This window comes from Aeromonas sp. MR19 (assembly GCF_963899305.1).
Classification (GTDB): Bacteria; Pseudomonadota; Gammaproteobacteria; order Enterobacterales; family Aeromonadaceae; genus Aeromonas; species Aeromonas bestiarum.
In genome coordinates this window covers 44,394-67,534 of sequence record NZ_CAWQWZ010000009.1, presented here as the reverse complement: position 1 = coordinate 67,534, position 23,141 = coordinate 44,394, and the positions used below count along the sequence as shown (strand labels likewise).

At 57.4% G+C, this 23,141-nt stretch carries 23 protein-coding genes; 12 read left to right on the top strand and 11 right to left on the bottom strand.

All coding sequences use genetic code 11. The features are described from left to right. Positions 1-17: 17 nt before the first annotated feature. The gene (locus tag AACQ95_RS05380) at positions 18-677 is read right to left on the bottom strand and encodes a LuxR C-terminal-related transcriptional regulator (protein WP_103472906.1); all 660 of its coding nucleotides are present in this window, start codon (positions 675-677) and stop codon (positions 18-20) included. Positions 678-1,209: 532 nt separating this feature from the next. On the opposite strand from AACQ95_RS05380, the gene AACQ95_RS05375 reads away from it, so the two are divergent. Together AACQ95_RS05375 and AACQ95_RS05370 are read left to right on the top strand one after the other, a co-directional pair. Further along, a complete protein-coding gene (locus AACQ95_RS05375; protein ID WP_043556077.1) occupies positions 1,210-1,788 on the top strand; it encodes a single-stranded DNA-binding protein in 579 nt (192 codons plus the stop codon). A gap of 167 nt (positions 1,789-1,955) precedes the next feature. Next, a complete protein-coding gene (locus tag AACQ95_RS05370; RefSeq protein WP_241280877.1) occupies positions 1,956-2,714 on the top strand; it encodes a substrate-binding periplasmic protein in 759 nt (252 codons plus the stop codon). 75 nt (positions 2,715-2,789) lie between these two features. Here the strand turns inward: AACQ95_RS05370 and AACQ95_RS05365 are convergent, their stop codons facing one another. After that, a complete protein-coding gene (locus AACQ95_RS05365) occupies positions 2,790-2,912 on the bottom strand; it encodes a hypothetical protein (RefSeq protein WP_098981751.1) in 123 nt (40 codons plus the stop codon). Between the two features lie 453 nt (positions 2,913-3,365). On the opposite strand from AACQ95_RS05365, the gene AACQ95_RS05360 reads away from it, so the two are divergent. The 4 genes from AACQ95_RS05360 (at position 3,366) to AACQ95_RS05345 (ending at position 7,756) form a co-directional block, all read left to right on the top strand. Then, positions 3,366-4,244, top strand: coding sequence for a cation diffusion facilitator family transporter (locus AACQ95_RS05360; protein ID WP_043556073.1), 879 nt, complete (start codon positions 3,366-3,368; stop codon positions 4,242-4,244). A gap of 170 nt (positions 4,245-4,414) precedes the next feature. After that, positions 4,415-4,699 (top strand): DUF3811 domain-containing protein, encoded by a 285-nt coding sequence (locus AACQ95_RS05355; RefSeq protein WP_011899186.1) that lies wholly within the window; start codon positions 4,415-4,417, stop codon positions 4,697-4,699. A gap of 492 nt (positions 4,700-5,191) precedes the next feature. Further along, on the top strand, positions 5,192-5,404 hold the full coding sequence (cspE, locus tag AACQ95_RS05350) for a transcription antiterminator/RNA stability regulator CspE (protein WP_005316548.1): 213 nt from the start codon (positions 5,192-5,194) through the stop codon (positions 5,402-5,404). Between the two features lie 405 nt (positions 5,405-5,809). After that, positions 5,810-7,756, top strand: a complete 1,947-nt coding sequence (locus AACQ95_RS05345; protein WP_098981749.1) for a ligand-gated channel protein — start codon at positions 5,810-5,812, stop codon at positions 7,754-7,756. Positions 7,757-7,786: 30 nt separating this feature from the next. Here the strand turns inward: AACQ95_RS05345 and AACQ95_RS05340 are convergent, their stop codons facing one another. The 3 genes from AACQ95_RS05340 to AACQ95_RS05330 form a co-directional block, all read right to left on the bottom strand. Continuing rightward, positions 7,787-9,202, bottom strand: coding sequence for a transporter substrate-binding domain-containing diguanylate cyclase (locus tag AACQ95_RS05340; RefSeq protein WP_241280876.1), 1,416 nt, complete (start codon positions 9,200-9,202; stop codon positions 7,787-7,789). Positions 9,203-9,376: 174 nt separating this feature from the next. Continuing rightward, positions 9,377-10,762: an ATP-binding protein gene (locus AACQ95_RS05335; protein WP_043556095.1), complete on the bottom strand. Its 1,386-nt coding sequence runs from the start codon at positions 10,760-10,762 to the stop codon at positions 9,377-9,379. Between the two features lie 10 nt (positions 10,763-10,772). Next, positions 10,773-11,495, bottom strand: coding sequence for a response regulator (locus tag AACQ95_RS05330; protein ID WP_042873218.1), 723 nt, complete (start codon positions 11,493-11,495; stop codon positions 10,773-10,775). 192 nt (positions 11,496-11,687) lie between these two features. On the opposite strand from AACQ95_RS05330, the gene AACQ95_RS05325 reads away from it, so the two are divergent. The 4 genes from AACQ95_RS05325 to AACQ95_RS05310 all read left to right on the top strand — a co-directional run bounded on the left by AACQ95_RS05325 (position 11,688) and on the right by AACQ95_RS05310 (position 15,213). Beyond that, positions 11,688-11,864, top strand: a complete 177-nt coding sequence (locus tag AACQ95_RS05325) for a hypothetical protein (RefSeq protein ID WP_241280873.1) — start codon at positions 11,688-11,690, stop codon at positions 11,862-11,864. A 90-nt stretch (positions 11,865-11,954) separates the two neighbouring features. Then, positions 11,955-12,281, top strand: a complete 327-nt coding sequence (locus tag AACQ95_RS05320) for a hypothetical protein (RefSeq protein ID WP_080741176.1) — start codon at positions 11,955-11,957, stop codon at positions 12,279-12,281. Between the two features lie 360 nt (positions 12,282-12,641). Further along, a complete protein-coding gene (locus AACQ95_RS05315) occupies positions 12,642-12,992 on the top strand; it encodes a hypothetical protein (RefSeq protein ID WP_043141431.1) in 351 nt (116 codons plus the stop codon). 226 nt (positions 12,993-13,218) lie between these two features. Then, positions 13,219-15,213, top strand: coding sequence for a methyl-accepting chemotaxis protein (locus AACQ95_RS05310; protein WP_241280872.1), 1,995 nt, complete (start codon positions 13,219-13,221; stop codon positions 15,211-15,213). 62 nt (positions 15,214-15,275) lie between these two features. Here the strand turns inward: AACQ95_RS05310 and AACQ95_RS05305 are convergent, their stop codons facing one another. The 3 genes from AACQ95_RS05305 to AACQ95_RS05295 form a co-directional block, all read right to left on the bottom strand. Then, positions 15,276-15,695, bottom strand: a complete 420-nt coding sequence (locus AACQ95_RS05305) for a hypothetical protein (protein ID WP_043141437.1) — start codon at positions 15,693-15,695, stop codon at positions 15,276-15,278. 156 nt (positions 15,696-15,851) lie between these two features. Beyond that, positions 15,852-16,853 (bottom strand): sensor domain-containing diguanylate cyclase, encoded by a 1,002-nt coding sequence (locus AACQ95_RS05300; protein ID WP_241280870.1) that lies wholly within the window; start codon positions 16,851-16,853, stop codon positions 15,852-15,854. A gap of 202 nt (positions 16,854-17,055) precedes the next feature. Then, positions 17,056-17,979 carry a helix-turn-helix transcriptional regulator gene (locus AACQ95_RS05295; RefSeq protein WP_241280869.1) on the bottom strand — a complete coding sequence of 308 codons (924 nt, stop codon included), beginning with the start codon at positions 17,977-17,979 and terminating at the stop codon, positions 17,056-17,058. A gap of 57 nt (positions 17,980-18,036) precedes the next feature. Here AACQ95_RS05295 and AACQ95_RS05290 point away from each other — a divergent pair, with 57 nt between their 5' ends. Then, entirely contained in the window at positions 18,037-18,435 is a 399-nt protein-coding gene (locus tag AACQ95_RS05290) for a VOC family protein (RefSeq protein WP_241280868.1), read from the top strand. Positions 18,436-18,740: 305 nt separating this feature from the next. Here the strand turns inward: AACQ95_RS05290 and AACQ95_RS05285 are convergent, their stop codons facing one another. After that, on the bottom strand, positions 18,741-19,922 hold the full coding sequence (locus tag AACQ95_RS05285; RefSeq protein WP_241280867.1) for an SGNH/GDSL hydrolase family protein: 1,182 nt from the start codon (positions 19,920-19,922) through the stop codon (positions 18,741-18,743). A gap of 29 nt (positions 19,923-19,951) precedes the next feature. Continuing rightward, positions 19,952-20,560, bottom strand: a complete 609-nt coding sequence (locus AACQ95_RS05280; RefSeq protein WP_241280866.1) for a TetR/AcrR family transcriptional regulator — start codon at positions 20,558-20,560, stop codon at positions 19,952-19,954. 212 nt (positions 20,561-20,772) lie between these two features. On the opposite strand from AACQ95_RS05280, the gene AACQ95_RS05275 reads away from it, so the two are divergent. Beyond that, positions 20,773-21,738, top strand: coding sequence for an alpha/beta fold hydrolase (locus AACQ95_RS05275; RefSeq protein WP_241280865.1), 966 nt, complete (start codon positions 20,773-20,775; stop codon positions 21,736-21,738). Between the two features lie 314 nt (positions 21,739-22,052). Here AACQ95_RS05275 and AACQ95_RS05270 read toward each other — a convergent pair whose 3' ends face one another. Next, positions 22,053-23,090: a Shedu immune nuclease family protein gene (locus AACQ95_RS05270; RefSeq protein ID WP_241280864.1), complete on the bottom strand. Its 1,038-nt coding sequence runs from the start codon at positions 23,088-23,090 to the stop codon at positions 22,053-22,055. Between the last annotated feature and the right edge of the window lie 51 nt (positions 23,091-23,141).

The following is a 23,141-nucleotide window of genomic DNA, read 5'->3' as shown; positions in this document are numbered from 1 at the left end:
CATCATCCCCATCGATTTCAGAGATACTCCTTGGCCCAGCTCACCGCCTGCAACCGGTTCTTTACGTTCAACTTCTTGAACACGTTGTAGAGGTGTGACTTGATGGTGTGCTCGCTCACGAACAGGCTGTCGGCAATCTCGGTATTGGAAGCCCCCGTCATCAGATAACGGATGATCTCCTGCTCACGCACGGTCAGCAGCGTCTGGTTGCGCAGGTGATGCTCCCCTCCCTTGCGGTAGTAGTTGACCAGATCGCACAGCAGGTGGCGCGGGATCCAGTACTCCCCCTGCAGCACCTTGCGAATGCCGAGCACCAGCCGATCCAGCGGATCCTGACGGAAGAAGAGTCCGCTGGTGTGGGGCCACATCAGCAGCAACTCCCGATCCGTGCTGGTCGGGGCGTTGAGCAACACTGTGTTGGCCTCACCGAAGCGGCTGGAGATCTCCCGCGGCCAACCCGACTGCTGGCTCGACTTGAGGTAATCCAGATCGACCAGAAACAAGGGATGCGGCTCGAGTTCGTCCTGCTGCGGCAGGGTTTCCAGCATGCTCACCAGCAATATGGGGAGCGCCAGCTGCTCGGTCAGATAGCTCTGAAAACTGACCGCCTGCACATTATTTTCGGTAACCAGTACGATGGGATATGGGGTGGTCATGAAGAGCACGTCCTTGAACATTCAGGCCATGGTTTTTTTTGGCAGCAGAGAGTACCAAGCCCCTAGATCGGCGCAGCATTAAAAAAGTATTAGACACAAGTGTGCCTCCTTTGAAACTCACCAATTTCCCAATCAATACAAATGACTAGCCATACCCCCCCATTTGGGTGGAATGCTGGCGCCACGGCTGACAAAGGGTGTCACATCGCGGCAAACCCGCATTCCTGCAGCGATCGCGCCATGGGCACAGACACCCTGCCGTTCCTGCTCGCTTGCTGGCCAAGGTCTGCCTCGTGTAAGTTAATCCTTCGGTCCAGGCCCAGAGTGAAGGCTGAACGGGCAGGAAGATGTGCGCTCGTTCGCGCCAACTGTTACTATTGCGGGCAAAATCTGAAAGCGGGGCTTTGGCCAGCAGGCCGACTGAACCGGGTGCAGTCATCACTTGAGTGACGGTATCGTCCAGCGATGCTGCCTATCTGACAGAAAACAAACGATATGTTGAATTGGTCCGGGCATATGGCCTGGCCGGTATATAAAGGGTGGAAGAGAGATTATGGCCAGTCGAGGCATCAATAAAGTCATTCTGATCGGTAACCTGGGACAAGACCCGGAAGTGCGCTACATGCCGAGTGGCGGTGCCGTGACCAACATCACCCTGGCCACCTCTGAAACCTGGCGCGACAAGCAGACCGGCGAGCAGAAAGAGCGTACCGAGTGGCACCGCGTGGTGTTCATGGGCAAGCTGGCCGAAGTGGCTGGCGAGTACCTGAAGAAGGGCTCCCAGGTCTATGTCGAAGGGAAACTGCAGACCCGCAAGTGGCAGGATCAGAGCGGCCAGGAGCGCTACACCACCGAAGTGCTGGTAGACAGCTTCAGCGGCGTGATGCAGATGCTGGGTGGCCGTCCGCAAGGTGGCGCAGGTCAGAGCATGGGCGGTCAGCCCCAAGGCAACTGGGGTCAGCCACAACAAGCCGCCCAGCAGCCAATGAACCAGGCTCGTCCTGCCGCCGCGCCGCAGCAGAACATGCAGCCGCCGCAAGGTGGATACGGTCGTCCGGCACAGCAGCCCCAGTCTGCACCGCCGGTATACAACGAGCCGCCGATGGATTTCGACGACGACATCCCGTTCTGATCGGCAACGCATTGCCAGAAGGCCCTGTTCATTCAGGGCCTTTTTTTGTCCGTTATTGACGCAGGCTCGCCATGCAGTACTGTTCCTGCGCGGACTTGCCGGGTATTTTCCCCGCATGAGATGCCTTGGGCTTATGATCAGGGCGACCAGTTTGCCAGAGAGAACACATGGGGTTTTTGTATCGCATACTACTGCACGCCGTTTGCCTGACCGCCACCCTGGCGGCGCCCTTGCTCGCGGCAGCCGAGCCGCTGCGGGTGGGCGTCAGCTTCGCCATCCCCCCTTATGTGATAGAGGAAGAGGGCCGCGGGATCGAGCTCGATCTGCTGAGAGAGGCCTTTCGCAACAGCGGCTATGAGCCCAGTTTTGAATATCTGCCACTGGAACGTACCTTCCGGATGCTGGAGTCCGGCAAGCTGGATGCCATCATCAACGTCAAACCCGGCATGCTGGGCGATGTTTTCCTGTCACAGCCGGTGATCGCCTTCCACAACCGGGTATTCACCCTCAGCAAGACCCATATCAGCACCCTGGATGACATGAAAACGCTGCGAGTCAGCGCCTTCCAGCGCGCACGTCAGGTGCTGGGAGGCGCCTTCGCCAGCATGGCCGATCAGAATCCCCGTTATGAGGAGGTCGCCAAGCAGCAGGGGCAGGTTCACAGATTGATGCTGGGACGGGTGGATGCCGTGGTCCTGGAACAGCGGGTGTTTTACTACTATCTGGCGCAACTGGCCGACAGCAAGTATGGCGCCGAGCTCTACGCACCCGGCCGGGTCAGACAATATGACCTGTTTGCCCCGACCCAGTATCACTTTGCCTTTCGCCAGGCGGTACAACAGCGCTGGTTTGATCGCCAGTTGAACGCCATGCGGGCCGATGGCCGGTATCAGAAGATCTTCGAGACCTATGGCGCCACGCCTTGAGCCAGAAACATAAAAGCCAGCCTGTGACAGGCTGGCTTGATACTGGCTCCGGAGGAACTACAGCGTGGAGGAGCGTTACTTGATCGCGCTGCCGTTTTTCAGATCTGCTTTCTGACGTTTGGCTTCGCGCTTCTCTTTCAGTGACAACTGCGGCTTTTTCTTGGCATCTTTGCCGTTGTGATGTTCTTTGTTACTCATCATCAAACTCCAAAAATGTTACCCAGACAGTTGGAACCCAGGTTCCAGCATGCCATCCGAATCGTAGACTTCAGTACGCTTTCAGTGACGACCTGTTGATCGCACTCACTTCAGCATACCCCCAATCTTGCGCAAGAATCCACCCTCATCAGTCAGGCTTCATTCTGGGCCGGGTCTCGGCGATCTCGAGGCACGACGGGCGAGGGCATGAACGGCCAGAAAACCTGAATATTCCTTATAAAATCTGGCCCCTTCGACGTATTTAATTACCAACTGAAATAAATCACCAAAAGCAGAAGACAACTATTAATTAAATGAGAAGAGATAATTTAGATAAGCATTCTCACTCTCGCCAGAAACAAAACGTTACAACCTGCCGCAGCCGTTTTATTTTCAAGCTGATATTATCCAACCCTATTTGCGAAAATATTATATCGAGAATAAGGATATCCCATGACCAGAAAAACCAGAGCGGCCTTGGTCTCGGTTTGCTCCAATATCACACTGATTATCATGAAGATATTTGCCGGGATCCTGAGTGGTTCCGTCAGTATTATTTCCGAAGCCATCCACTCGGCAATGGACCTGGTTGCAGCCCTCATCGCCCTGTTTGCAGTACGTCGGTCGGATATTCCACCCGATCAACGCCACCCCTATGGCCATGACAAGATCGAAAACGTCTCCGGCGTCATAGAGGCCCTGCTGATCCTGCTGGCCGCGGGCTGGATCATCTTCGAAGCCATCGGCAAGTTGATCACACCAACGCCGATCGAAAGCGTGGGCTTTGGCGTGCTGGTCATGCTGATCTCGGCACTGGTCAACAGCGGCGTCTCCACCTATCTCTACCGGGTAGCGAAAGAAGAAGAATCTGTCGCTCTGGCCGCCGATGCCCTGCACCTCAAGGCCGACGTACTGACCTCTCTCGGGGTCGCAGTCGGCCTGCTCGGTATCTGGATCGCCGACGGGCTGGGCTACAACCTCTATCTGCTCGACCCCATAGTGGCCATCTGCGTGGCGATCTTCATTCTCCGGGAAGCCATCACCATGCTTAACCAGGCCTTTCAGCCCCTGCTGGATCACAGCATGAACGAGGAGGAGCTGGCCATCACTACTCAGGTGATCGAGCAGTGCTGCCCCGAGCATGGGGGTTTTCACGCCCTGCGTAGCCGTCAGGCCGGACGCCGTCGTCACATCGATTTCCACCTGACCCTGCCCAAGGAGATGAGCATAGAGCACTCCCATGCCATCTGTGATCGGATAGAGCAGGGCATAATGCGCCACCTGCCCCATGCCATAGTGCTGATCCATGTCGAACCGAGCGGCCACGGTTGAGAGACGTGCGATGCAAACCGGAAAATGCGAGAAATCTGTAGTGAACTGGCAGATAAATAACGGAAAAAAGCGTGGAACCCGCACTTTTATGGCCATAGAGCGCATTGCGTAAGAAATAGTCGGCGAAAATGTGTTAGGGTATCCCATCCCCCAGCCGCCAGGAGCGCGCCGTGAAAAAGTTGGAAATGAAAGACCTCACCGAGGCCGAAAAGGCCGAGATAACCCTGTTGCTCCAAAAAGCCCAGGCCAATGCTGACCATCAGCTGACCAACGCAGAACGTAACAGGATCCGTGAGGAAGGCCGGCTTAAAATCGTGGCAGATCGTGCAGAGGCGGCCAAGGTGGCCTCCAAACTGGCTCGGGAGAAGGCCAAAGAGCGGGCCAGAAATCAGGTCTTGCCAGAAACCTTCAGCTGGATCGACTCCGTCAGCAACAAGTTTCGCAGCAAGCGCTGAGTCAGCGCCGTGTTGATGAGCGCCCACCCACACCAGACCGGTGTGGGTGGGCGTTTGCCGTTAAGGCCCTGCGGCAACCAAGGAAGAACTCTTCTATACCGCTCTTGATCAGGGACGCCTCTACGCCAGTCAGAAAACAGTCCCCAAAAGCTCAGCGCCAATCATAGCAGGCGTCAGCGCTCAATCTCGCCAGTGAACGCCGTGGCTCATGTGACAATATGAAGTTGGTAGCACCTCGATAACCAGAAATTAATATTGAGATAAAGTTTGCTTTAACGAAGAGAGCATGTTTTAATCTCTCTCGATGGTTCGGTAGTTCAGACCTGATTATGTTAGGCAGTCATTTTAGTAAAGCAGTGATTAGTATAAGAGTTATCTACGATAGTTCTTATTAAATAATTCTCCTTCTTTAGTGCTCCCCATACGTATTGCTGACGAAAAATCATAGATTGCCAAATTTTGGCACTTAAAACACTATTTTAGGAAATTATTATGTCTAACAAAATGACTGGTACCGTTAAGTTCTTCAACGCTGAGAAAGGTTTTGGCTTCATCTCCCCGGCTGACGGCAGCAAAGACGTGTTCGTACACTTCTCCGCTATCCAGTCCACCAGCTTCAAAACCCTGGACGAAGGTCAGCGCGTTGAGTTCACCATCGAGCAAGGCCAGAAAGGCCCGGCTGCTGCCAACGTAGTTGGTCTGTAATTCAAGCAAGGAAGCCTTCACGCTCGCTAACGCCTGCTGAGAAGACCTTCTGCAAGAATTAAAAAAACCCGCCCAGGCGGGTTTTTTGTTGCCTGCAATTCAGCATTTTCCCTCCCCCCAGACTCTTTTTCCCTCTGTTTAGCCATTCTGCCCCACCCCTTTTCTTCCGGTATCCCTCCTGCATCTCCTTGTTGACGCTAGCATGACAGCACAACCTTAATGAGATTAATTATCGTTTACACATCATTCCATGATCATTACAATGCCTGCCGACAAACGGGAGGATTATCCAATTGAACCTGCCCGGTCCGGGTTTCACGCGGGATGCGGTGAAACCACCCCATAGATTCACCCAAAGGATGAATGCATCTTCTTACTAAAAGAGTTCAGGCCAACATGATAAAAATGCACCGCAACAAGCTGACCACGCTCATTCTCGCCGCCCTCGCCTCTCACGCCTATGCCGCCGAACAGGAGGTCATGGTCGTGACCGCCTCCGGCTTCCAGCAGAAGATCGAGGATACCGCCGCCTCCATCTCGGTGGTGACTCGCGAGCAATTGGAAAAACGCGCCTATCGCGACGTGACCGATGCCCTGAAAGACGTACCGGGCGTGGTGATCACCGGGGGTGGCAGCAGCAGTGACATCAGCATTCGTGGCATGGGCTCCAAATACACACTGATGCTGGTGGATGGCAAGCGGGTCGACAGCCGTGGCACTCGCCCCAACAGCGATGGCCCTGGCATAGAGCAGGGCTGGTTGCCACCGTTGCAAGCCATCGAACGGATCGAGGTGGTACGCGGCCCCATGTCCTCCCGCTACGGCTCGGACGCCATGGGTGGCGTCATCAACGTCATCACCCGCAAGACCGCCAGCATGACAGCCTGGCAGGGGTCGCTGCATGCCGACTCCACCTTCCAGGAGAACAAGGACTCCGGCGACATCTTCCAGACCAACGCCTATACCGCCGGTGCCCTGGTGGATGGACTGCTGGGGATGCGCCTGAACGGCCAGCTATCCCATCGCGGTGAGGATCAGTTCCAGAACGGGTTCGCCGAGCAGGAGATGCGCAGCGGTACAGCCGTGTTCAGCCTGACCCCGGACGAGCACAACCGTTTCGACTTCGAGGCCAGCCGCGGCCTGCAGGATCGTGATCGCACACCGGGTGAATCCCTGTCGGCCAAGTCCAAACCCAGCCTGAGCACTTACGAGCGCACCAACTACGCCATCACCCACGACGGCCGCTATGACTTTGGTTCCTCCACCAGCTATCTGCAGCGGGAAGAGAACACCAACCCCGGCCGCCAGATGAAGCTGATCAACACCATAGCCGATACCCATACCCAGTTTGAGCTGGGGGATCACTACCTGAGCGTGGGTGGCCAGTACCGCTACGAGGATCTGCAGGATCAGGGCAACCAGCTCAATGTGGCCAACCGCGCCAATCAGCTGACCCGCTGGAGCTGGGCCATGTTCGTGGAAGACGAGTGGGCACTGACCGACACCTTCGCCCTGACCGGCGGCGTGCGCATGGACAGGGATCAGAACTACGGCACCCACTGGAGCCCGCGTCTGTACGGGGTCTGGCATCCGGCCGAATTCTGGACCTTGAAAGGGGGCGTCTCCACCGGCTACCGTTCACCGGATCTGCGCATGTCAGCCGCCAACTGGGGCCAGGCCACGGGGGGCGGCACCCAGGACGGCATGCTGGTCGGCAGCCCGGAACTCAAGCCGGAAACCAGCGTGAGCCAGGAAATCGCCCTGCTGTGGGATGGTCAGGAAGGGCTGAGCACCGGGCTGACCCTGTTCAACACCGACTTCGAGGACAAGATCTCCGAGATCCGCCGTTGCACCAGCAAGAGCGACCCCTCCTGCACCCTGAACGGTCACACCTATGACTTCATCAGCGACCGTATCAACGTCGACAAGGCGAACATGCGCGGGGTGGAAGGGACAGCCAACTGGACCATCAATGAAGATTGGTCACTGGCCTCCAGCTACACCTTCACCCAGTCCGAGCAGAAGAGCGGCCCGATGGAAGGCAAGGCACTGAACCAGATGCCGCGCCACATGTTCAACACCACGGTCGACTGGCAGACCACAGAAGAGGTCAGCCTCTGGTCCAGGGTCAACTTCCGCAGCAAGACCTCCGATTACCTGAGCCGGGTCAAGATGGCAGAGGGCACGCCTTCTTACACCTTCTTCGACACAGGTCTTGTCTACAAGGCCAACAAGAACCTGAACGTGACCGCCGGCATCTACAACCTGTTCGACAAGACGGTGGATTACACCAGCTTCGGCACAGTGCTGGACGGTCGTCGCTACAACCTGGGGATGACCTACAACTTCTGATGATGAGCCGCCGCCCCCCGGGGCGGCGGCCTACTCTTCTGCCGCATTCTCCTTCTCCTCGGCATAACAGGCCGCCTGCCAGGTATTGCGTCCCAGCGACTTGGCGCCATACATCAACCTGTCCGCCTGCAACAACACCCACCGGCCATCGGCTCTGACACCATCCGGCACCCAAACTGCCCCGGTACTGATGGAGAGCCCCAGCTCACCGGCACTGGTCTGCAACTTGTGCAGACTCACTTCCCGACCTATCCGGCTGGCCCAACCTTGCAGCGAAGCCATATCCGCCATCGGCAGGCTGATGCAGAACTCCTCCCCCCCGATACGGGCAAACAGCGCCCCGTCCGGCAACACCAGCCGCACCCGTTCGACCAGCGCCGAGAGCACCTCGTCACCGACCCCGTGACCGAAGTGATCGTTGATCCCCTTGAAGCGATCTATGTCGAACAACAGCAGAGCCGAGGCCTGTCCGCTGGCCAGCCGCTGCTCAAACTCGGGCAGAAAGGCGCGCCGGTTCAAGATCCCCGTCATGGAATCTGTGCCGGCGAGGCGCTCAAGCCGCGCATTGGCCTGGATCAGCTCGGCGGTACGGCCCGCCACCGCCCGTCGCAATTGCACTATGTAGACCAGCAACACCATGCCCCCCAGCGCCAGCAACCAGGGCCAGAGGTGGAGTGGATAGACTGTCTCGATATGCATCCACTTGCGGATGATCCGCTCCCGATCCGCCACACCCAGGCGGGAAAACCCCAGCTCCAGCTCCTGCAACAGGGCCTGATTGCCCTTGGCGACCGCAAAGCGTATCTCGTCGCTGTAGAGGTGGCGTACCGGGATGAAGCGGCTGGGATCCGCCGAGGTGTAGATATAGAAGTTCGCCACCTGCAGATCGGCGATGAAGGCGTCCAGTTCGCCGCTGAAGGCGGCGCGCAGCATGGCATCGTTGTCGCTGAAGGTTTGCAGGTGGGTGGTGGGGAAGTGCTTGCGGGCGTAGTACTCCTCATACCCTCCCGCCACCACACCCACACTCTCGTGCAGCAGGTAGTAGTTCACATCCGAGCCGCGCAGGGAGTTGGCAAAGAACAGCTGGGCATCGAGACGGGAGAGCCCCTGGCCATAGTCATAGAGCGGATTGCGCTCCGGCGACCAGAGCAGGCCGCCATGGACATCGGCCTCACCGGTACGCACCAGGTCCAGCGAGGTCTGCCAGTCCACCAGCTTGAACTGGATCGGGCGACCGGTGACACGGCCATACTCGCGCCAGAGATCGATCAGCAGGCCATCCGGCTGCCCCTCCTCATTGATGTAGGAGAAGGGCTGCCAGGCCTTGGAGTTGGTCACGATCAAGGGTTTGGGGGCTGGCGTTGCCCAGGCGGGCAGCCACAGCAGATAGAGCAGGAGGCAGCATCCGCTGCGCACCCGCCATCCAGAACCAGAAGAGACCGCCATTCCTGCACCAACCTTGCTATTGGCCGTCTATGCGGCCATTGATTATCGCCACCTTCAGCATAGAAGAACAAGCATGACCGAGTATGAAATTGGCGTGATTTCAGTCAGATAACAGCAAGATAAACATGAGGAGGGCGCCTCGTCGGCGCCCTCCCCAGACAGATGTCACTATGCTCACAGCGGCAGGCTGATCCTGGCCTCCAGCCCGCCCTGCGCGCGGTTGTGCAGGGTCAGCTCGCCACCGTGCTGGTGCACCAGGGTGCGGGCGATGGAGAGCCCCAGCCCCACGCTGCCGGATTCGGTGTTGCGGGCCTCATCGAGCCGCACGAACGGCTTGAACACATCCTCCAGCCGCGCCGGATCTATGCCGGGCCCCTCGTCACAGACCCGGATCAGCAGCTCGCTGTCGGTACGCTCCAGCGATACCTCGGCACTGCCGGCGTACTTGATGGCGTTGCCGATGAGGTTTTGCAGCACCCGCCGCAGGGTGTTGGCGCGGCAGGCATAGACCTGCTTGCCCTCGACCATGCAGGTAACCGGCTGGCCGGTGTCGGCATAGTCATCGCACAGGCTCTCCAGCAGGCTGACCAGATCCAGCTCCCGGGTCGCCTCCTGCTGCCCCTCCTCCCGGGCGAAGCTCAGGGTGGCCGCCAACATCTGCTCCATCTGTTGCAGGGTCTGCTGGATCCGCTCCTTGTCCTCCCCCTCGTCCAGAAACTCGGTGCGCAGCCGCAAACTGGTGATGGGGGTGCGCAGGTCGTGGGAGATGGCCGCGAGCATCCGGGTTCTGTCCTGCACGAAGCGATCGAGGCGGGTGTGCATGCGGTTGAACGCCTGGATCGACTCGCGGATCTCGGTCGGCCCCACCTCCCGCAGCGGCTCTATGTCTTCGCCTCGCCCCAGCCGATCCGCATTGGCGGCCAGCTGCTTGAGCGGCTGGGTGGCCCGCCGGAACAGCCAGATCATCAGGCCTATCACCAGACTCGCCACCAGCATCAGGTTGAAGGTGGTCTGCCAGGACCAGCTCGCCGACTCCTTGTCCACCAGGGAGCTGAACTGCAACCAGCCACCGCGCGGCAACTGGATGGATCCATAGAGCCGCATGTCCTGCGGCGGCGGCATCCCCTTGCGGTCCTTCATCATGCGGGTGTGGTGCTGCCAGGCGCGGCTGCGCTGGGCGTCCTGCTTCAGCTCGGCGCTGATCTCCACCATCAGCGATGGCGGATAGCCGAGCCGGGAACGCACCTGCTGCTCGAAGCGGGGGCTGCGGTTGTCCGGTTGCAGCGGCTCGTCGGCGAGGCGCAGCAGCAGGGTTTCGCTGCGGCTCGCCTTGAGGATCTCGTCATAGAGCGAAGGCGGGGAGAGGGCCAGCAACCGCGCCACAGAGACGATGCGTTGCATGGCGTTGCGGCTGTTGACATAGCCCAGCGCCTCCTCCCGATCCGAGCGGTAGATCTGGATGCTGAGCAGCTGGATCAGCACCAGCCCGGCCAGCGCCACCAGTATGATCTGGCCGGTCAGCCCCTTGGGCCACAGTCGGGAACAGAGTCGCTTGATCATGACCACGGCGTCACACCTGGGTCACGTCGGCGGCGAACAGATAACCGCCGCCCCAGATGGTCTTGATGAGCTCGGGATTCTTGGGATCCCGCTCCAGCTTGCGCCGCAACCGGCTCACCAGGGTATCTATGGCCCGGTCGAACGCCACCGCCTCGCGGCCCCGGGCCAGATCCAGCAGTTGATCCCGGCTCAGCACCCGCTGGGGGCGCTCCAGAAACACCCGCAGCAGGTCGAATTCGGCGGTGGAGAGGCTCAGCCCCACCCCTTCCTCATCCACCAGTTCGCGGCGGTTGATGTCGAGCAGCCAGCGATCGAAACGCAAATCCCGGGTCAGGGTCTCGGGGGCGGGTTGCGGCTCGACCTGGGTGCGGCGCATCACCGCCTTGATGCGGGCCAGCAGCTCGCGCGGATTGAACGGCTTGGCGAGATAGTCATCGGCGCCCATCTCCAGCCCTATGATGCGGTCCGTCTCCTCCCCCATGGCGGTGAGCATTATGATGGGCAGGCTGGATTTGGCCCTCAGCTCACGGCACAGGGTCAGGCCATCCTCTCCCGGCATCATCAGATCCAGCACCAGCAGATCGAACTCCCGCTCCTCCAGCAACCGCTTCATCTCCTTGCCATCCCGGGCACAGCTGACCCGCAGGCCATGCTGCTCCAAAAAGCGTTTCAGCAGATCGCGGATCTCGCCGTGATCGTCGACGACCAGAATGTGGGTGCTGCTTTGGTTCATGAGGCCTCTCCTGTTAGAGCTGGCACGAGTATACGAAAATCTGTCGGACGGTTTGTGTCAAAGTGTGCCAGATCAGCAAGATGCCACACTCTGCTACAAAAAAGCGGTCACTCGGCAAAGTTGAGACACAAGGCGAGGGTTTACTTGGGGCACACCAACTCGTCCATATTTGCTCATTGCAGGAGACAGGCCATGCTCACCCTTACCACGCCCTTCATGCTGGCTTATGCCGCCAGCGAGGCCCTTGCCAGAATGGCGGCCAAGCCGCATCAGCCCGCACAGGCCAGCAACCTGACGCAAGCTTCCCCCCTGGATGACGATGAGGCCGGCCTCTGCCCGCCCGGCGAGACACACTTCCCTTCCCCATGATGACAGGCAGCGCCCGATTGTTAGGGCGGCGCCTGGCACCATGACACACAACGCCGGCATCCTTCGGCGAGCCATACCAAGGAGACAATGATGATGAAAAAGACCCTGACCCTGTTCGCACTGGCCGGACTGGCCCAGATCGGCATGGCACAAGCAGCCATTCCGGCCGACGTCAGCGCCGCCCCCGGCCTGCTGTTCGTCAACTGGCACGATGACGCCAGCAGCAGCAACGCCAACCCGACCCTGATGATCCGCAACGCCTCCGGCGACGTGCTCAAGCGGGTGCCCGCCGAGTTGAAAGGGATGCAGCAGGTACGACTGCCGATGAGAGCCCAGGGCAATCTCACCCTCAGCCTGGACGGTGAGAGCGACAGCTATCGCATGCCTTACAGCGTTGGCAGCGGCCGCCAGCGCTGAGCCGAGCCATTCACCCTGTGGTTTTCTCACGATAACCATGTTGCCTGACCGGTGACATGAAATACCCCGCCAGAGACGCTGTCCGGCGGGGTATTTCATTTTCCGCCCCGGAGAACGCTATTCTGGCCCCTGGCTGGCGCATATTTTGCCAGGCGGATTGGCGCTGGCTTTTCAGGGTGACAGGCCTATCCTCGAACACTGTGACAGACCCGGTTTTCGTTAACCCACAGCACAGCCTCACAGTGTCACACTCTGCTACAAAATAGGCTTCAACTGGCAAAGTTCAGACACCAGTCTGGTGTTTACTTAGGGTCAAGGCGAGCAAGCCGAACCCGAACTCAATCCGCGAGGAGATAGACCATGAAAACCCTGACCAAAACCCTGCTGACCGCCACCCTGATCCTTGGCCTGCCGCTCGGCGCCTATGCCGCCAGCGAAGCCGTCGCCACCACCCAGGCCGGCATGATGACCGACTGCCCCATGGACGGCAGCGGCATGATGGGCGGCAAGCACCACGGTAGCCGCCATGACAAGATGGCCCGCATGCAGAACATGACCCCGGAGCAGATCCAGACCAACCTGCAACAGCGCTACGACAAGATCGAAGACCCGGCCAAGAAGGCCGAGTTTGTGAAGAACCTGACGCTGCGTGCCGACGGCATGACCAAGCACGCCGAGGCGATGAAGCAGTTCGCCGAAGCGCACCAGTAAACGCATCTCGACCTGCAACAGGGTGGCCTAGGCCACCCTTTTTCGTTTCCCCCTCCCGCTCGGCCGCTCGCCCTCTGCGATCCCCCGGCCCCCCCCCCTCATTTCCCTTCGCCTCTGCTCCGGGTTCTGTGAGCGATAACAAACGTTTTATGTTCGAAATAGCTAATAATGGCGACTCAAATAACAAGGCCATGCAAGACAGTGCCAACAATAGACAGGAGTCGTTATGGGGTGGAGTCTGGGAACAATCAAGGGACGATATACAGCCGTCTTCGTGGGATTCATGGCGCTGGTGTGTGCCCTGACGGTGATCGGCATCCAGATCTGGATCAAGCCGGCGCTGCAGAAGGCCGGTGAGCAGAATGTGGCGCTGCGGGTCAGCGAGATAGCGACCGACATCCGCGATCAGCTCAACGGGGTGCAGAGCCAGTCCCGCAGCATCACGCAACTGGTGTCCCAACTGCCGAGCGAGCAGATCGATGCCCTGCTGCCGGCGCTTATCGATCAATACGGCAATGCCATGGTGTTTGGCGGCGGCATCTGGCCACTGCCGGATCAGCGGGAAGCGGGCCGCGCCAAGTTCAGCACCTTCTACCACAGAGATGCGGCCAACAAGCTGATCCCCAATACCTACTGGAACTCGGCCGAGGCCCCCAACTACTTCGAACAGCCGTGGCACAAGGCTGGCCAGCAGGCGCCCCAGGGCATGTGCGTCTGGGCCGCCGCCTACAAGGATGGTGCCAGTCAGCAGCCGAGAACCAACTGCGCCATGGGGATCTACCGCAATGGCGCCCTGTTCGGGGTATCGACCATAGATGTGACCCTGGGCTTCTTCAACGATCTGGTGGCCAGGAAGGAGCAGGAGATCGGCGGTCAGGTGATGATCGTCGAGGCTGACGGCAAGATCCTGAGCCGAAATGCCCGCCTGAGCGGTGACGTTGTGCTCGGCAACCTCTCCGCCCACACCGATTACCCCTTCGCCGGCGCCATCGCCAGCCTGCTCGGCCAGAGCCAGGGCAAGGGGCTGCTGCGCACCAGCTTCCAGGATCAGGGAGAAGAGCAGACCCTGCTGCTGCAAACCATAGAGGGCACCCCCTGGTTGCTCGCCACGGCCCTGCCGACCAGTACTCTGACCCAGGACAGCCAGGACGTGCTCACCACCTTGGCCGCGATCCAGCTGCCCCTGGTGGGACTGCTGTTCGTGCTGATGGTGCTGGCCATCACCCAGCTCGGCAGCCGGCTGCAGACCCTCAAGCAGAATATCGACGCCCTCTCTGCCGGCGATGCAGACCTGACCGCCCGCATCCAGGTGAAGGGCCACGACGAGCTGGATCATATCGCCCTGTCGGTGAACCGCTTCATCGCCTATCTGCAGCAGATGATGGTGCAGGTGACAGACGCCACCGACCTCATCACCCGCGAGCTGGCACAGCTCGATCAACAGACGGGTCAGGCGCGGCGGATCCTGAGCGAGCACGCCGCCGAGACGGATCAGGTGGTCACGGCCCTCACCGAGCTCAGCTCCACCGCCGACAGCGTGGCACAACATGCCAGCGACTCGGCGAGCTTCACCGAGACCGCCAACGGCCAGGCCGCCAACTCCCGCAAGGTGGTGGGATCGGCCTCCGCCAGCGTGGTGGCGCTGATCGACGAAGTGGATCTCGCCGCCGCCAAGGTGCTGGAGATGCAGGAAGATGCCAAGCAGATCGGCAGCGTGCTCGGGGTGATAGGTGGCATAGCCGCCCAGACCAACCTGCTGGCGCTCAATGCCGCCATCGAGGCGGCGCGAGCCGGTGAGCAGGGTCGTGGCTTCGCCGTGGTGGCGGACGAGGTGCGCGCCCTGGCGGCCCGCACCCAGAACAGCACGGCCGAGGTGGGCAGCATGCTGTCGCGCCTCACTCAGGGGGTGGCCGAAGCCGTGATCGCCATGGAGCAGACCAAGCACAGCTGTCAGGCGGCGGCAGATACCACGGGCCAGGTGACGGGAGGGCTCGACAACATGGCCGATTCTGTGGTGCAGATCCACGATCTCAGCAGCCAGATCGCCACCGCCGCCGAGGAGCAGAGCCGGGTAACCGAGGAGATCAACCGCAACATGGTGAGCATTCGCGACATGCTCAACCTGCTGGTGGAGAATGGCCGCAACACGGAGCAGAGCGCAGAGTCACTGCTCAGCTCCAATCGCCAGCTGCTGGCCCTGGTGCACCGCTTCAAGGTGTGATGAGGAACGCCAGCCAGCAAAAAGGGGCCCGAGGGCCCCTTTTTCATGCACGTCGTTCAGACTCAGGCCTTGGCTTTGTCGGCCAGGTTCAGGGTCTTGACGGTTTCGCCTTCGAACTTGATGACGACGCTCTTCTGAGCAGCTTCGGCATCCTTGAACAGGGTCTTGGAGGTCTCTGCCAGCATGGGAGATACCTTGTTCAGGGCGCTCAGGTCATAGGTCCACACTTCCAGACCGGCTTCGGTCTTGGTGCTGGCCGGGGCGCCCAGCTTGTCCTTGATGGCCTGCTTGTTGGAGCCGCCTTCCTTGATGTCCAGTGCCTTCTTGATCGCTTCGTTGGAGGCGCTGTCCATGGCGGTACCGGCCATCTCTTTGGCACTGCTGGTGACGCTGCTGGTCACTGTATCGGTCAGGGAATCCATCAGGCCGGCGTGGGCGAACAGGGGTAGTGCAGTCAGGGCAATCAGGATGCGCTTTTTCATCGATTCATGTCTCGTGGGGGATTAAAGAGCGCGCATCAGACCAGTGCCCTCAGGCGGAGTCAAGGCAATCGATCGGTCAATACGCATTCGGGGGGGAAAAGAGAAAAATCCGACGGCTGGCAGGCCGGGGGCAACACTATGGCCCCCTGGATCCGACTATTCGCAGATCTGGTTCTTGCCCGCCAGCTTGGCCTGATAGAGCGCCCTATCCACCCGCACCATCAGCTGGCTCATGGGCTCGTCCAGCAGGTATTCGGCCAGCCCGAAACTCATGGTGATGTCGAGCTGTTCGCAGACCCGCGACAGCACGATCAGCTCTCGCAGCTTGTCGGCAACCAGCCTGCCATCGGCCAGACCTGTATTGGGCAGCACCACCATGAACTCGTCGCCGCCCCAGCGCGCTATGAGGTCAATTTCGCGAATGTGAGTCCGCACCAGCGCCACTATGTTGATCAGGGTCTGATCCCCGGCACTGTGGCCATGGTTGTCATTGATCTGCTTGAAGTCATCCACATCCATGGCGATGACGGAGAAGGACTGATGGAAACGCCTGGAGCGCTCGCACTCCTGCTTGATGACCCGCTCCAGCCGATATCGGCTGGCGGCCCCGGTCAGGGCATCCGTCTCCGCCAGCTGGCGGTTCTCCTCCGCCTTCTGCAGCAACACCCCGTTGAGCCGCACCAACTCGGCGGTACGTTCGGCGATCTGCTGCTCCAGCGACTGGTTGCGCGATTCCAGCTGTTCATACAACAGCTTCTGGGCATGGATATTGCGATGGGCGCCTATCATGCGGGCCACAGAGCCATCCGGATTGCGGGCTATGACGCGACCACAATCCTCAATCCAGATGAAGAGGCCCTCCCGGCTACGGCAACGATACTCGACCCGATAGTCGGCGGCCGTGCCGCTCAGATAGGCATCGAAGCAGGCCATCACTCGATCAATGTCATCCGGGTGGATCACGCTCTCCCAGGTGAAGACGGTGTTGCCAAGGGAGTGGGGCTCGTAGCCCAGCATCTGATACCAGCCGGGATTGCGATAGACGAAACCCGTGTTGGCGTTCCAGTCCCAGATCCCGTCGCTCACCACCTCCAGAATGCCGTGCACCACGGCTTCGCTGACGTCCGAAATCCTGATCGTGTCACTGTCTTGCAGCATAGAGACCATCCTTGCCCTCTAACCCCGCCGAGGCGGGGGATTCAAACCTGATTAGTGGAAAACGACAACGAAGAGACGACAACCATGAAGCGCAACCCAATATCCGCCTGCCGGCGCACGATCCACCTCTGGTTAACAGGGTTATCGGCCGCTATCGGGTTCGTATGAACAACAACAGTAGCAACCAGTGTGGCTCAGGATCTCACCCTTGTCCGGTTTTAAATCCGGGATGATGCAGGCTGCGATAATGGCTGGGAGCCAGGCCATGCTGGCGTTTGAAGGCGGTGGAGAAGTGGTACTCGTTCTTGAAGCCGCACAACTGGGCCAGCTGCTTCACCGGCTCGCCGCGACTGGCCAGCAGCAGAGCCGCCCGCTGCAACCGCAGCCGTTGCAGCAAGGCCATGGGAGCCAGCGCGAAGTGCTGCTGGCAAAGGCGATAGAGCTGGCGCTGCGAGAGGTGCAGGGCGTCGGCCATCCGCCCTATGTCCCAGCACTCGGCCAGCGACTCTTTCAGCATCAGCTCGAGACGCAGCGCCAGCCGCTCGCCGCGACTCTGCCCCTCCCCCTTTTGCAGCAGGCGGCGCAGATAAAAGCCGAGCTGTTCTACCAGCAGGGCGCTGAGCAGCGGGTCCTGGTGGCGCTCCTGCTCCGCATAGAGGTTCTCCAGGGTGTGCAGCAAGCTGGCCTGCTGGGAGGTACAACCCAGCCTGGGGTGGCTGGCGAAGGCATCCCAGGGGGAGTCCTTGTGCAGCAGCAGCCACACCAGATCCCAGTCGCAGCACGGCGTTGACGACCATCTGTCCGGCAGCTGCGGCTCAGGCAATTGATAGCAGAGCGGTTCCCCCGCCGGGATCAGGGCCCACTCCCCAATCTTGAGTCGTTCGAGACGATCGCCGATCAGCACCTCCCCCTCGCCCCCCAGGGTCAGCAGAAAACAGTGCACGCCCGCCAGGCGGCGCTCGATCCGGTAGTGGCTGCGCAGGTGGGAATGGCCAGCCAGCCATACCTGCTCTTGTGCGAGCGCGGGCAACAGGCTGTCACAGCAGATCTGTTCACGGCAGTCGGGGGAGACTTCAATGACTTCAGGATTGGCAGTTTCAGACATCATCAGGACGGGCTCAGCCATGTCGAACATTCAAGGCCCAGCATAGCATGGTCGGTATCAAGTCACAGGAGACCAGCCATGCACATACATCACGTCGCCATCTGGGCGCAGGATCTGGAGGCGCTCAAGGCATTCTACTGCTCTCTGTTTGGCGGGCAGGCCAATGAGCGCTACCACAACCCGGCCAAACAGTTTTCGTCCTACTTCGTGCGCTTCGAAGGGGGCGCCAGTCTGGAGCTGATGCACACCCCCATACTGTTTCCGGCAGATCTCAGTCTGCCGCACCCGCTGCAGGGGCTGGCCCACCTCGCCTTCTCCCTCGGCAGCGAGGAGGAGGTGGACAAGATGACCGCCCGCCTCAAACTGCTCAAGGGCGCCGAGGTCAAACACCTGGACGGCCCCCGCTGGACCGGCGACGGCTATTACGAGAGCACCTTTCTGGATCCCGAAGGCAACCGGCTGGAGTTGACTATCTAGTCCATAGGGATCGACACAAGTTGGCCAAAGAACAGACTGGCGATCCGGGTTAGCTCTTTCGGCTCATCCGCAGTGTGGATATTCATCACCTCCTGCATTTGCAGATACAGGTTCAGCAAAGCGCTCCATGTATGTGCGACCTAATTACAGGCAACTGCTTGGATAGATCCTTGGCGCTATTTCCGGTTGGCCTAAATCTTGATTGAAAAATGACACAGCCTGTGTAGATGGATATAACGGATTATTTTTGAATTGTAACGCCCCGCTAAATAGCGGGGCTTTTGATATCACCGGGAAATAAACAGTCAATAAGCCCGAATAACGGCCAGCGGAACTGACTGTGCGACCCGCAGATGCCCTTCATGATTGAGATGAAGGTGATCCCCGGAATCATATTGCACGCTGAGCTGTTGAATGCATTTCGGATCCCGTACCAGCAGGTCGCTGTCAATAACAGCATCAAACTCCCCGCTTGTTCGCATCCAGTGATTCACTTCCTGCCGGACAACCTCCTTCTCAGGCTGATAAAAGTGCTCAATACCATATTCACCGGTTCCCCGCAGCGGTACCAGGGTTACGCCTGTCATGCGGATACCCTGTTCCCGCGCCATCTGCAGTAATTGCCGATAGGCGTTGATCAGCACGGTTGCCGGCGGCACCGGATTTTCCGGATCCAGTGCCGTACCCGCCAACCCGATATCATTCAGTCCGACCTGCACGATACAGGCAGTGACACCGGGCTGCTGCACCACATCACGCTCAAAACGCGACAAGGTAGCGATGCCGACGCCGTCTTTCAGTAGCCGGGAACCCGACTGCCCGGCATTCACCACGGCAATATTCTCGGCAATAAAGCGCTCTGCCAACAAATCGGTCCAACGGCCATAGGTGTCCATCTCCACGCCGTTACCATCCACCATAGAGTCACCGATGACGACCAGAGTGCGGCACGCAGATTCCGGCTGAACCTGGACACTTTCAACCAGAAGACGGGAACTGACTTTCTGACCATCGCCGGCTTCTTCCCTGATGGCCTGATTACCCGGTTCAAACAACGAAAAATGACGGGCATCCCAGTGGAAGGTATTGACCGGAATCTGTTCCGGCAGATATGTCCGTAGATTGATCACCGATAGTGATGGAATATCCTGTGGAATTTCATCACTGCACAGAGTGCCCCCCGCAGGAATTATCGCGCCGGTTTGCCCATTAAAGGTGACAGGCAGTGCACCGCACAGATCAGACACGGAAATATAGCTCTCGCCTATTACCAGCGGCTGTGCGCCATAGCGATTGGAAAAGATCAGCCGCAGCTTTTGGCCGCCCAGGCTGATGCGCAGTGTCTGCCTGAGTGTCTGATCCCCATCAATTACCGGTATATCCGATGGAAACGGAAAAGCGTCTCCCGATGCAGGCTGAGAGGTGGAAAGCCAGGCACATATCCACTCGTCGCGCATTGGCGAGGCTGAAGGCACTGAATATGACATCAGAAACTCTCCTGAAATAAATAACGGATTTAGTGCGCGTCCGGCGGGGTCGTCATGGTATCGAACGTGTGCATGGCGATATCTGTCATTGCCATCAGACGCGCCCGGCTGACGCCATCCCGAGCCTGGACGGAGATCCCGTGAAACAGGGTCGCTACATAATCCCCGAGCGCCTGTATATCTGTGTTTTCCGGCAGATCACCGGACTGAACGCCTTGCCGGATGCGCTGTATGATGCCGTCAATCCGCTCCCGGCGGTAACCGGCCAGCCATGCCATGACCTCTTCGTTGTCACGGCCATAGTTGGTCAGCGACAACACCACCATACAGCCGTGCGGCCGATCGTCTCGGGTGTAGTTTTCAACCGCGTTTACAAGCAGCTGCCTGATAGCCAGGCGGGTATCCGGCTGTGACAGGGCGGCGTCTGAAAAAGCACCTTCTTCGGCCAGATAAAGCGCTATCGCCTCACGGAAAAGATTTTCCTTTGAGCCGAAGGCGGCATAAATACGGGCAGAAGCAATCCCCAGTGAAGCAACCAGGTCAGACAGGGATATCCCTTCATAGCCACGCTGCCAGAACACCTCCTTTGCCTTGCGCAATGCCTCTTCACGATCGAACTCTCTTGGTCTTCCGGCCATAACACACTCTCCGCATAAGTCATCTCGGATAGAGGCTACCAGTTCATTGTCGACTAACAAAGAATTATTTTTTGTTGATTGACAAAGATTTGTAAGCCCTCTTAATCTATTCACTGTTGATCGACAAACAATAGGCGCTATCGCAGCTGACACGGGCTCTGTCTATGGCCTGCTGCGGGTATTTTTTTATCAATAATTCAGACGGAAAAGGTATGAACACATCATTCATCAGGGCATTGCTGGCAGCCGTCATGCTGTTCCCATTGCATGGCACTGCCGTCGCGGAAAATGCACAAAGCGCGGCAGAAACCTCGGCAACAACGCAGGTTAATGAGGCAGATTTTCAGCATCAGTATGTCGACGTTGCAGGGCAGAAGATTCATTACGTGACGATGGGAAAGGGGGAACCTGTATTACTGATCCCGGGCTGGCCGCAGACTTGGTATGCATGGCGTCATGTTATGACCAGACTCGCTGCCGAAGGCTATATGGCAATAGCGGTTGATCCGCCGGGAACCGGTTATTCCGCACGGCCGACCACGGGTTATGATACCGGGGCGGTGGCAACCACATTGCACATGATGATGAATCAGCTGGGCCATAAGAAATATTCGGTTGTCGGTCACGACATTGGCATGTGGATTGGTTATGCGCTGGCAAGTGACTATCCCGCAGACATTAAAAAAATCGCATTAACCGAGGCAGTCATTCCGGGGTTGGCGCCGGCACCGTCCATCTTTGTCGATCCACAGGAGAATATTTTCCTCTGGCACTTTATGTTTAATCAGGTGCAGGATTTGCCGGAAATGCTGACGGCCGGCAAAGAACGGGAATATCTGAATTTTATCTTTGACCACTGGTCTTATCGTCGTGATCGCATCGCGGCACAAACCTATATCGATGCTTATTCTTCACCAGGAGGACTGCGTGCTGGATTTGCGTATTACCGGGCGATTCCGCAAACCATCCAGCAGAATAAACAGCGGGCTGAGAAAAAATTGATGATGCCGGTTCTGGCAATCGGTGCAGATCATGCCACCCGTGATGCACCACAGCAGACGATGCAGGGAAGATCGGTGAATTTGCAGGGCGCTATGCTCAGCGAGTGCGGTCACTTTGTAACGGAAGAATGCCCGGAACAGCTGATGACAGTATTGCTGCCATTTTTGAGAAAATAAATGTTCTGCTAATTTATGAGTGATATAAAAACAGGCCTCCGATGTGGGGGCTTTATTCTTGGATCATTTACCGTTTCACGCTGGCTCAGCGTGGCATTCTATTGGCGATAGTGTAATCTGACAGCCGTAACGTATTGTTCCCTTCCCCTGCTAATTTATAAAAATGAGGAGAAGGTTGTTTCACATGTTCATAAAAATAAGTTATTTCACGGTAAACGTTGAACTTCGCTACGCTCAGCCACAACCAACACAACCAACACAACCAGTAGGTTGGTGCTGAGCCTGCGAAGCCCAACATACGAGTTGGAATCATCCTAATTAGAACGATTAAAATCTAAAAAATTACGATATAATTCATCGAAAGTGATTATTTTTACATGAGAAGATACTGCATCCCTTTGTATTTCAAATGCCCTCAACTTATCTTTCTCATTATTTAGATCCGATAACAAACCGCATATGATATAGCAACGTGGAGCAAAAACCTCAAAGTCAACTTCAGAATTACATTTTTTACTATAAAAATTCTTCATCAACTCAGATTTCTGTATTAAAACTTGAGAAATAGTACCTGATAGATCATTAGAAAGCCCAAAAGTTCCTCTATATTTTCTCTTAGATAAAAGTTCTGTGCCTGGAGTTTTTATTTCAACCAAACTAATGTTTCTACTTAAAGAATGAAGTAATGCAAAATCAGTCCGTCGATGACCTTTCCCTGAAATGTCTGTACTACCGACACCAAACTCTCTGTAACAGAGACTAATACTACCACCAAGAAGATGCTCTAAAAGTTTCTTATTAAAATCGAACTTTCTTTGCCAGAAAGATTCGTTATCTCTTTTATCTACGAAATCACGGTCCATAGATTCAATTAACTCACTAATACTTGTAGCATATATCCCTCTTTGTACCATTGGCACAATTCTAGTAGATATATAGAAGTCATTGATGTCAGACATTGCCTCAGTCAATAAATCAGCAAAAGTTTCGGCATCACTGTCTAGCTCAGACTTATTAATAAACTCAATTAATTCAGATATACTATTTTTAGCCATCCGCCCAACAGAAACGTCTCTAACCAAAGCACTATTTTTATTTAGATACTCTTTGATTTTATCGGTATCAGGCAGCCTGCCAACTTCCTCATTAACTCTCTGCTCTATATTTTCATCAATAAAATCTCTGAGCTCAGATAGATGCTCGATAGAGTAGGCTAGACTTCCTGGAGAGTGCATTAATAAATTGTTGATAGCGGCAAAAATCAATTCTTCATCATTCACACTGGCTTTTCTGAGATCACCAGATATTTCAAGTATTCTCATGACCTCAGCCATTCTTTCTTCACTAATCAAAATATAACTCCTTCAATTATTGTCATGCTGGTGGTGATAAAGCCTGAACAA